This is a genomic window from Stenotrophomonas sp. (genome assembly GCF_036662295.1).
Lineage (GTDB): Bacteria > Pseudomonadota > Gammaproteobacteria > Xanthomonadales > Xanthomonadaceae > Stenotrophomonas.
The window spans coordinates 19,970-30,288 of the sequence record NZ_JAVWXA010000043.1; the positions used below are offsets into that span (position 1 = coordinate 19,970).

The 10,319-nt window shown below is 71.2% G+C and carries 6 protein-coding genes; 3 read left to right on the plus strand and 3 right to left on the minus strand.

Annotated elements, in window-relative coordinates:
• Window positions 1-201: 201 nt before the first annotated feature.
• Entirely contained in the window at window positions 202-753 is a 552-nt protein-coding gene (locus tag RSA25_RS10460; RefSeq protein ID WP_038686762.1) for a Dps family protein, read from the minus strand.
• Window positions 754-842: 89 nt separating this feature from the next.
• Here RSA25_RS10460 and hrpA point away from each other — a divergent pair, with 89 nt between their 5' ends.
• Complete coding sequence (hrpA, locus tag RSA25_RS10465; RefSeq protein ID WP_332808828.1) at window positions 843-4,940, plus strand: ATP-dependent RNA helicase HrpA; 4,098 nt, start codon at window positions 843-845, stop codon at window positions 4,938-4,940.
• 45 nt (window positions 4,941-4,985) lie between these two features.
• Here hrpA and RSA25_RS10470 read toward each other — a convergent pair whose 3' ends face one another.
• Window positions 4,986-5,510: a hypothetical protein gene (locus RSA25_RS10470; protein ID WP_332808829.1), complete on the minus strand. Its 525-nt coding sequence runs from the start codon at window positions 5,508-5,510 to the stop codon at window positions 4,986-4,988.
• A 174-nt stretch (window positions 5,511-5,684) separates the two neighbouring features.
• On the opposite strand from RSA25_RS10470, the gene RSA25_RS10475 reads away from it, so the two are divergent.
• Both RSA25_RS10475 and RSA25_RS10480 read left to right on the plus strand, forming a co-directional pair.
• Entirely contained in the window at window positions 5,685-7,838 is a 2,154-nt protein-coding gene (locus RSA25_RS10475) for a bifunctional (p)ppGpp synthetase/guanosine-3',5'-bis(diphosphate) 3'-pyrophosphohydrolase (RefSeq protein WP_332808830.1), read from the plus strand.
• A gap of 29 nt (window positions 7,839-7,867) precedes the next feature.
• On the plus strand, window positions 7,868-9,424 hold the full coding sequence (locus tag RSA25_RS10480; RefSeq protein WP_332808831.1) for a hypothetical protein: 1,557 nt from the start codon (window positions 7,868-7,870) through the stop codon (window positions 9,422-9,424).
• Window positions 9,425-9,428: 4 nt separating this feature from the next.
• On the opposite strand, the gene RSA25_RS10485 is transcribed toward RSA25_RS10480, so the two are convergent.
• Window positions 9,429-10,319 (minus strand): glycosyltransferase (locus RSA25_RS10485; protein WP_332808832.1); only part of this gene is annotated, 891 nt, incomplete at its 5' end.

The window sequence follows — 10,319 nt, forward strand, 5'->3', positions numbered from 1 at the left end:
CTGTCTGGGCGGGGGTTCCACCCCCGTGCCGGGACCGTCGGGCGCCCTGGATGGCGCCCGGCGAGCGCCCAGGGATGGGTGCACCGCGTGTCCCGGCAAGGGGGTGGTACCCGCGCCGCGCGCAGACAACCAAAACGCCTACGCCCACGCCCTACGCCCTACGCCGTCAACCGAACCACAGAAGCCGGCAATCAACCCAACTTACTGCAGCAACGACCGCAGCATCCACGCATACTTCTCGTGCGTCTGCAGGCGCTGGGTCATCAGATCCTCGGTCGGGGCGTCGTCGGCGTCGTCGGCCACGTCCAGCACCTTGCGCGCCGTCCGGCACACGGCCTCGTTGGCGGCCACCAACTGGCGTACCATCTCACGCCAGTCCGCACTGTCGGTCAGGCCCGGCTCCTCGGCGATCGAGGTCAGGGCCGCGAACTCGCGGTAGGAGCCCGGGGCGTTGAAGCCCAATGCGCGGATGCGTTCAGCCACGTCGTCCAGGGCTGCCCACTGCTCGGTGTACTGGGTTTCAAACATGGTGTGCAGCGAGTTGAACATCGACCCGGTCACATTCCAATGGAAGTTGTGCGTCTTCAGGTAGAGCGTGAACGCATCCGCCTGGAAGGATGCCAGTCCATCGGCAATCTTCTTGCGATCGCCCTCCTTGATCCCGATATCGATGTTCGGGGCCGAGGGGGCGGCCGATGCCAGCTTCTGCTTACCGGTCTGGGTCTTCTTTACCGGGGTCTTGGTCTTCGCCATGGGGATGATCCTCCTTGTGGATTGGATGGCCTTCACAATAGATCAGACTACGCTTTCAGTAGTGATCAAAGTTCTAAACGATTCGATTGATGAGCACTATCGACAAAACAAATTCTCCACGCCTGCGCCAGCAGCGCGCCGCGATCGACGGGGCCATGAGCCGCGATCGCGGTCGCCTGCTCGGCCTGCTGTCGCGCCACCAGGCCAAACCCGCCGATGCGGGCGTGGCGGCGGCGTTCGAGCAGGCCCTGCAGGCCTCGGTGCAGCGGCGCGAACAACGCGCCCGGCACCTGCCGGCGATCAGTCTGGATGACAGCCTGCCCATTGCGCGTGAAGCCGAGCGCATCACCGCGCTGATCCGCGCGCACCAGGTGGTGGTCATCGCCGGCGAGACCGGCTCGGGCAAGACCACCCAGCTGCCCAAGCTGTGCCTGGCCGCCGGCCGCGGCGTGGCCGGGATGATCGGCTGCACCCAGCCGCGCCGCATCGCCGCCCGTGCCGTGGCCACCCGCGTGGCGCAGGAGCTGGGCTCGGAACTGGGCACCACGGTGGGTTACCAGGTGCGCTTCACCGACCGCGTCGGCGATGACACCCGCATCAAGTTCATGACCGACGGCATCCTGCTGGCCGAGATCAGCAGCGATCGCTGGTTGTCCCAGTACGACACGATCATCGTCGACGAAGCGCACGAGCGCAGCCTCAACATCGATTTCCTGCTCGGCTACCTCAAGCAGCTGCTGCACAAGCGCCCCGACCTGAAGCTGATCGTCACCTCGGCCACCATCGACACCTCGCGCTTTGCCGAGCATTTCAACGATGCCCCGGTGATCAGCGTGGAAGGCCGGACGTTCCCGGTCGAGGTGCGCTATCGCCCGCTGGAAGGCGAGGGCGGGGCCGAGGAGGACGGCGGCCGCGACGGCGAGCGCACGATCAACGAGGCCATCGTGGCCGCGGTGGACGAGATCACCCGCATCGACCCGCGCGGGGACATCCTGATGTTCTTCCCCGGCGAGCGCGAAATCCGCGACGCGCACCAGGCGCTGGAACGGCGCAAGTACCGGGAGACCGAAGTGCTGCCGCTGTATGCGCGGCTGTCGGTCAAGGACCAGGACGAGGTGTTCAACCCGGGCAGCCGGCGGCGCATCGTGCTGGCCACCAACGTGGCCGAAACCTCGCTCACCGTGCCGCGCATCCGCTATGTGGTCGATCCGGGCCTGGCCCGCATCAAGCGCTACAGCCCGCGCCAGAAGCTGGACCGCCTGCATATCGAGGCGGTGTCCCAGGCCAGTGCCAACCAGCGCAAGGGGCGCTGCGGGCGCGTGTCCGAAGGCATCTGCTACCGCCTGTATTCGGAAGCCGATTTCCGCTCGCGGGCCGAGTTCACCGACCCGGAAATCCGCCGCGCCAGCCTGTCCGGGGTGATCCTGCGCATGCTGCAGCTGGGCCTGGGCCGGATCGAGGATTTCCCGTTCCTGGAGGCGCCCGACGAGCGCGCCATCGCCGATGGCTGGCAGCAGCTGGGCGAGCTGGGCGCGGTGGATGCCGAGCGCCGCCTTACCCCGGTGGGCCGGCAGATGGCGCGCTTGCCGGTGGACGTCAAGCTGGCGCGGATGCTGGTGGCCGCGCAGGCCCAGGGCTGCCTGCGCCCGATGCTGGTGATCGCCTCGTTCCTGGGCATCCAGGACCCGCGCGAACGCCCGCCCGAGGCGCGTGGCGCGGCCGATGCCGCGCACGCGCTGTTTGCCGATGGGCGCTCGGAATTCGTCGGCGTGCTGCGGCTGTGGGACGGCTATCGCCAGGCCCACGAAGACCTGACCCAGTCCAAGCTGCGCGGGTGGTGCGAGCGGCACTTCCTGGGCTTCCTGCGCATGCGCGAGTGGCGCGAGCTGCATCGCCAGCTGCGCGTGCTGTGCGAGGAGCTGGGTTGGGCCGAAGAGCCGGTGGCCACCGCGTTGGCGCCGTTGCTGGCCGGCGCGTCCGCGCCCGCACCGGCCCGCGACGACGCGGCCAAGGTCAAGGCCACCCGCGGCCAGCAGCACCGCGCCGCGCGCCTGGCCCGTGAGGGCAAGGCTGAGGCGGTCGCCGAAGTGGTCGCCGCGCCGGCGGTCGAGGCGCGCGAAGGCGGCGGCGGGTTCACCGACAAGGTGCGCGCGGCCGCCTACCAGACCCTGCATCGGGCGCTGATCGCCGGCCTGCCCACCCAGGTGGGCCATCGCAGCGACAAGGGCGATTTCCTCGCCCCGCGCCAACGCCGCTTCCTGCCGTTCCCCGGCTCGGTGCTGGCCAAGCGGCCACCGCCGTGGCTGCTGACCGCCACGCTGCTGGACACCCAGAAGATCTGGGGCCTGACCAATGCGGCCATCGAGCCGGACTGGGTGATCGCCGAACTGCCGCACCTGCTGCTGCGCAAGCACTTCGATCCGCACTGGTCGCGCGCGCAGGGCCAGGTGCTGGCCTCCGAGCAGATCAGCCTGTTCGGGCTGGTGCTGGCGCCGAAGAAGCCGGTGCATTACGGCCGCATCGCGCCGGGCGAGGCACACGACCTGTTCGTGCGCCAGGGCCTGGTGACCGGAGAGATCAACACCCGCGCCAGCGTCATCGCCGACAACCTCAAGGTGCTCGATCAGGCCCGAGAGGAAGAGGCCAAGCTGCGCCGTGCCGGCATCGTCGCCGATGAAGCCTGGCAGGCGCGCTGGTACCTGGACCGGGTGCCGGCGGAGATCCATTCGGCCACCGGGCTCGATACCTGGTGGAAGGCGTTGCCGCCGGACAAGCGCCGCGCGCTGGCCTGGAGCCTGGCCGACCTGCTGCCCGGCGAGGGCAGCGATGCCGAGCGCTATCCCCGCTACCTGCCGCTGGGCGATGCGCGGCTGGCGCTGCACTACCGCTTCGAGCCGGGCAGCGAGGAGGACGGGGTCAGCCTGGATGTGCCGCTGCACCTGCTCAACGCGCTCGATGCCGCTCGCCTGTCCTGGCTGGCGCCGGGGTTCGTGGCCGACAAGGCATCGGCATTGATCCGCAGCCTGCCCAAGGCGATGCGGCGCAACTACGTGCCGGCACCGGATTTCGGCCGGGCGTTCGCCGAGGCGTTCCCCGATCCCAGTGCCGACGACCTCCGCGGCGAGCTGGCGCGCTTTCTGTCGCGTGCCACCGGCGCCCAGGTGGCGGCCACCGACTTCGACGATGCGGCGCTGGAGGCGCACCTGCGCATGAACCTGCGCCTGTTCGATGCCGACGGCAAGTCGCTGGCCAGTTCGCGTGACCTGGACGCGCTGCGTGCCCGCTTCGGCGGCCAGGCCGGCGAGGCCTTCGCCGCGCGGGCCGGGCGTGCGCTGGCGGCCGAGGGGCTGCGTGATTTCCCGGCCGCGCCGATCCCGCTGCAGGTGCCCGGCGAAGCCGGCGTGCCGGCGTATCCGGCGCTGGTGGACGAGGGCGACAGCGCCGCGCTGCGGATCTTCGCCGACCGCAACGAAGCGGCCGAGCAGCATCCGCGCGGCGTGCGCCGGCTGCTGGACATCGCCCTGGCCGACAAGGCCAAGCAGGCGCGCAAGCAGTTGCCGGTGCCGCCCAAGACCGGCCTGTTGTATGCGGCGATCGAATCGCAGGAACGGCTGCGCGGGGACCTGGTCGATGCGGCGATGAACGCCGTGCTGGCCGAGGGCCTGGACGCGATCCGCGACCCGGCTGCCTTCGCCCAGCGCCGCGACGCGGCCGGCAAGGGCTTGTTTGCCGAGGCGATGGCGCGGTTGAAGCTGGCCGAGAACATCCTGGCCCACGTGGCCGAGCTGAAGCCGTTGCTGGAATCGCCGCTGATGGGCTGGGCGCGCGGCAACCTGGACGACCTGGAACAGCAGTTGGCCGCGCTGGTCCACCCCGGCTTCCTGCGCGAAACCCCGGCCGATGCACTGGCGCAGTACCCGCGCTACCTGCGGGCGATGATCCTGCGCAGCGAACGGGCCAAGCGCGATCCCCCGCGCGACCAGGCGCGCATGCTGGAACTGCGGCCGTTCATCGAGGCATTGGCCGAGGCCGACCGCCGTGGCTTGCGCCAGCGGCCCCAGTGGCAGGCATTGCGCTGGGACCTGGAGGAACTGCGCGTGTCGTTGTTCGCGCAGGAACTGGGGGCCAGGACCGGCATCTCGGCCAAGAAGCTGGCCCAGCGGGTGACCGCCCTGCGCCAGGCCTGAGCCCGGCCCGCCCCCGGCCACCGGCAGGGGGCGGTCGATGCTGGCTTACTTGGTCCGGCGCACCTTGGCGCGGGTGTTCACCCCTTCCACGCGCAGGTACCAGACGCCAGCGACGCCGGGGGCGATCGACACGCTCGCATCGGTCTTGCGCACGCCCGACAGCGTGGTGTCATCGGTCTGTTCCCATTCCTGGGCATTGGCCAGCACGTACTTGCGCCCCTTGCCGAAGCCGCGGAACTCGCCGGGCAGGGTGCTGGTGATCGGCTCCTTGGTGCCGAAGTCGAAGAAGCCGCGGTTCTTCACGATCACTTCCTGCCGGCCTTCCTCGCGCGCCTGCTCCAGCACCTGTTCGCGCGCGTCGGCGCTGGCGGCCGCCACCTTGCCCTGCAGCCAGCCGTTGAGCGCGGTCAGTTCGGCCGGGCTGAGCTTGTCCAGGCCGGCGGCCTTGAACTCGGCCGGCGACATCTGCTGCTGCAGGTCGCCCTCGACCACGCGTTGGGCCAGCGCCGGCGTGGCCAGGCAAAGCAGGACGGCCGCACTGGCCAACAAGCGTAGACGGGAAAAGCGCATGGCAGGTCTCCGAGGGTTTGCCGCAGTGTAGGGCCAGCGACGGCGTTGCGGGGCGCGGCGGTGGGCGTGCGCACGCCGATGGGGGGTCGGGATGCCCGGGGGGCCGACGGGGTTGATTGTGCGCCACCGGGCGCGGCGCTAGGGGCGATGCCTCGGGGTTGCCTGCATGATGCTGTGAACCGCGCTTCTGTCCCCGGCCTGGATGCCTTGTTGAACCGACCCTCGGCGGCGTCGCTGCCACCGCCCCTGCGCGAGGCGCTGCTGCAGCGCTGGCAGTTGCCCGAGGCCGACCCGCAGATGCACGCCAGCTGGTCGGTGCTGGCCGACACCCTGGACGCGCTGGCCTTGCTTTCGGCCGATGAAAGCGCGCTGCTGGCCGCCTTGTTGTTCGACCTGCCGTGGCTGCGTACCGGCCTGGAGACGCTGCCGCTGGGCGCGTTGAAGCCGGCTGTGGCCGGCCTGCTGGACGGGCAGGACGCGGCCGACCAGGTCTGGGCGCTGCACGCCGGGCGCGATGCCGGGCGCAACAGCGAGGGCCTGCGCCGGTTGCTGCTGTCCATCATCCAGGACCTGCGCGTGGTGCCGGTCCTGCTGGCCCGGCAGCTGGCGCGGATGCGCGGCGCTGACCGCCTGCCGGAGGACGAGCGTCGCGCGCTGGCCCAGCTCACCCGCGACATCCACGCCCCGCTGGCCAACCGGCTGGGCATCTGGCAGTTGAAGTGGGAGCTGGAAGACCTGGCATTCCGCCACCTCGAACCGGACACCTACCGGCGCATCGCGCGCGAGGTGGACGAGACCCGGCTGGCGCGCGAGCGCTACGTGGAAACGGTCAAGAAGGTGCTCTCGCGCGAGCTGCTGGCGCAGGGCATCGGCGCGGAGGTCAGTGGCCGTCCGAAGCACATCTACAGCATCTGGCGGAAGATGCAGAAGAAGAAGCTGGCCTTCGAGCAGCTGTATGACATCCGCGCGGTGCGGGTGATGGTGCAGGACGTGGCCGCCTGCTACGCCGCGCTGGGCGTGGTGCATTCGCTGTGGGCGCCGGTGCCGAGCGAGTTCGACGATTACATCGCCCGGCCCAAGGCCAACGATTACCGCTCGCTGCATACGGCGGTGATCGGGCCGGAGGGGCGCACCATCGAAGTGCAGATCCGCACCCACGACATGCACGCCCAGGCCGAACTCGGCGTGGCCGCGCACTGGCGCTACAAGGAAGGCAGCAAGGGCGCCGAGAAGGCCTTCGACCGCAAGATCACCTGGATGCGGCAGCTGCTGGAGCATTCCCAGGACGGCCACGGCGGCGAGCTGGCCGGGGCGCTGGAGGCCGAGCTGACCGAAGACCGGGTCTACGCGCTCAGCCCCAAGGACGAGGTGATGGACCTGCCGCAGGGCGCCACGCCGCTGGATTTTGCGTACCACGTGCACACCATGGTCGGCCATCGCTGCCGTGGCGCGAAGGTCAACGGCCGCATCGTGCCGCTGACCTACCGCCTGCGCAGCGGCGACCGCGTGGAGATCCTCACCGGCAAGGAGGCCGACCCGCGCCGCGACTGGCTGCTGGCCTCCAGCGGTTTCCTGGCCAGCAACCGTTCGCGGGAAAAGGTGCGCGGCTGGTTCCACAAGCTGGACCGCGCGCGCAACGTGCAGGCCGGGCGCGACCTGCTCGACCGCGAGCTGAAGCGGCTGGGCCTGCAGCACGCCGATCTGGCCGTGGCCGCCAGGAAGTTCCATGCCGAGAGCGTGGACGACCTTTATATCCAGGTGGCGCTGGGCGATACCGGGCCCAACCAGGTCAGCCGCGCGTTGCTGGAAGCCGAACGCGCCGCCAGCCAGCCGGTCGCCCCGGCCCTGCCGCGCCCGACCGCGCGGCGTGGCAGCCTGGGCACGTCCACCTTCACCGTGCAGGGCGTGGGCAACCTGCTGGTGCAGCTGGCGCGCTGCTGCCAACCGGTGGCCGGCGAGCCGATCGTGGGCTACCTCACCCGCACCCGCGGCGTCACCGTGCATCGCACCGACTGCGCCGCGCTGGCGCGGCTGTCGGCGACCAGCCCGCAGCGCATCCTGCCGGTGGAGTGGGGCCAGGCCGGCGGCGGCTACGAAGTGGACGTGGTGGTGGACGCGGTCGACCGGCGCTGGCTGCTGAAGGACATCACCAACCTGATCGCGCAGGAAGAAGCCTATGTGCTGGATATCCACAGCGACAACGTGCGCAACAGTGGCCGCGCGCACCTGCGCCTGCGCCTGAAGGTGAGCGACTACGGCCAGCTTTCCACGCTGCTGGGCAAGCTCGATGCCCTGCCCGGGGTCAGTGAAGCACGACGTCTAGGCTGACCTCACGTGCCCCACGCTAGGCTCACGGAATGAGTCGCCGCCCAGACCACGAGGATGCCGCGCACGCCGCGCTGCGCCGGGTGCGCCGTGAAGGGCGCTGGTGGTGGTTGCAGGCCCGGCATGCGCGGCACGTGTGGCGCTGGGCGCTGCCGGCGGCGCTGCTGGTGTTCCTGGCGCTGGTGCTGCTGCGCGCGCCGCTGGCCAACTGGTTCTGGAACGAACCGCAGATCGAACAGTTGCTGGACCAGGGCGACCGCGCGCTGGCGGCCGGGCGGCTGAGCGCGGCCGATGGCACGGGCGCGCGCGAGGCCTACCAGGCCGCCCTGGCCATGGACGGCGACCGCAGCGAAGCGCGCAGCGGGCTGGCGCGCACCGCGCAGGCGGCCTTGCAGCAGGCGCGCGATGCGCTCGCGGCCGGTGACCTGGAGGCCGCCCGGCGCGGGCTGGCACTGGCGCGCGAGCTGCAGGTGCCGCAACGCGAGGCCGAGCAGGTGGCCCAGCAGTTGCGCGGGCGCGGCAACGCACATGCCGGCGTTGCGGTGCTGCTGGGCCGCGCCGAAGCGGCCCTGCAGGCGCAGCGGCTGGACGATGGCCCGGATAGTGCCCTGCCGCTGTTCCAGCAGGTGCTGGCGGTGGCGCCGAACCAATTGCGTGCGCTGGAGGGCCGCGAGGACGCCTTGTCCGATCTGCTGCAGCAGGCGCGCAGCGCGTGCGAGCGCGGCGAGCTGGCCACTGCGGCCGCGCGCCTGGACAGCGCCCGCCGCTACGACCCCGGCCATGTCGATCTGCCCGCCACCCAGGAAGCGCTCAACAACGCGCTGGAAAAGCGCCTGCAGCAGGCAACGCAGGCGGTGCGGCGGCAACGCTGGGACCGCGCCGCCACCGATTATCAGGCCGTGCTGGCCGCGGCGCCCGACGATGCGGCCGCCCGCCAGGGGCTGCAGCAGGTGATCGAGGCGCAGCTGGCCAACGCCGCCCGGCTGGCGGGCGATTTCCGCTTCGCACAGGCCGAACAGGCGCTGGCCACGGCCCAGGGCCTGGGCGCATCCGAGCGCGCGCTGGCGGCCACGCGGCAGACCCTGGCGCAATCGCGCCAGGCCGAGCAGGCGCTCACCGCCCCCGGCGCACCCCGTGCCCAGCGCGAGCGGCGCCTGCGCGGGCTGCTGGCGCGCATCGTGGAGGCCGAGGCCCGCGGGCAGTTCCTGTCACCGCCCGGGCGCAGTGCCTACGATGCGCTGCGCGAAGCCCAGGCGCTGGCCGCGTACGATCCGCGCGTGCGCGCCGCCGCGCAGCGCCTGCTGCCGGCCAGCCGCCAATGCTTCGAGGATCGACTGCGCGAGAACCGCGTGCAGGCCGCCGGGGCCTGCCTGGACGCCTGGCAGACGCTGGCACCGGGCGAGCTGGCGCTGGCGGCCGCGCGCCGCCGGCTGGCCCAGCGCTGGCTGGCGATCGGCAGCGAACGGCTGGGCGCCGGCGACCTTGCCTTCGCCCAGCAGGCATTGGAGCAGGCCCGCCACTGGCAGCCGGACCTGGCCGAGCTGGGCGCCTTCGAGCAGCGCCTGCGCGATGCCGGCGGGCCCGGCTGAGCGCTCAGCGCAGGAATACGCGCTGCACGGTGTCGCGCGCGGCATCCAGCGAGAAGTGATCGGCCACGTTGCGCCGCCCGGCGCTGGACAACTGCTGCCACAGCACCGGGTCCTGGTACAGGCGCACGACGGCGGCGGCGAAGGCATCGGCGTCGTCGGCCACCAGCACGTCCTGGCCATCGCGCAGGTGCATGCCTTCCACCGCGCAGGTGGTGGCCACCACCGGTTGTCCGTGCGCCATGCTCAGGTTGATCTTGCCCTTGACCCCGGCGCCGAAACGCAACGGCGCCACCGCGATCCGGACCTGGTCCATGTAGGGCGTCACCACCGGCACGAACCCGTGGATCTCCACCCCGGGCTGGGTGGCGGCCAGCGCGCGCAGCGCATCGGGCACGTCCGCGCCGATGCAGTGGAAACGGACCTGGGGCAACTGCGCACGGATGCGCGAGAACACCTCGCCGATGAACCACTGCATGGCATCCACGTTGGGCGGATGGCGGAAGCCGCCGACGAACACCAGGTCGTGGCGCTGGGCCCAGTCTTCGCCACCGGCGGCCACTTCATGCAGGTTGGAGATCAGTTCGACGGTGACATCGGGCGCGTCGGTGCGCAGCTGCTCGCGCTCGGCCGCGCTGACCAGCACGGTGACGTCGGTGGCGGCCATCACCGCCAGTTCGCGGGTGCGGGTGCGCTCGGCATCGCGCAGCAGGCCGGCATTGCCGGCCAGTTCGGCGCCGCGGCGTTCGCGCAGGTAGTGCAGGTCCACCGTGTCGAACACCGTGCGCGCCTGTGGCGCATACCGGCGCAGCAGGGGCAGGCATTCGCTGGCCACGTGATGGCGCACCATCATCACCACCGCAAAGCGCGGACCATGCTCGCGCAGCCACGGGCCGAT